The 343-nt window shown below is 39.1% G+C and carries 1 protein-coding gene; it reads left to right on the forward strand.

What is annotated here, in order from left to right; translation table 11 throughout:
• On the forward strand, positions 1-343 hold a 343-nt coding region (locus J0A67_RS22710), incomplete at both ends, for a DUF4145 domain-containing protein (RefSeq protein ID WP_206571675.1).

Below are 343 nucleotides of genomic sequence, written 5' to 3' on the forward strand. Positions count from 1 at the left end.
GTGAGTGTGGCGTTTGTCATTCTGCTGTTGTGCTAAATATTCGCTTGAGAAATGATTTATTTTCTCGGCAATTATCATCTGATGAGGTGATAAAAAAGGCTGGGATGATTGACAATCACATAACAGTGCTGGGTTATTCAACTTCTGCAGATTACATTTATAAAAGACCACCGGAATTTTTACCCCCTGATATCGAAGCAGCATTTATTGAAGGGGCAAAGTGTATGAGTATTGGTTGCTATAATGCCGCTGCTACGATGTTTCGCTTGTGTTTAGATTTCGCTACTAAGTCTCTGTTACCAGAAGGTGAGGCTATTGGCTTAAATAATTCAACAAGAAGAAG

The organism is Algoriphagus aestuariicola (assembly GCF_017254835.1).
In the GTDB taxonomy this organism is placed as follows: Bacteria; Bacteroidota; Bacteroidia; order Cytophagales; family Cyclobacteriaceae; genus Algoriphagus; species Algoriphagus aestuariicola.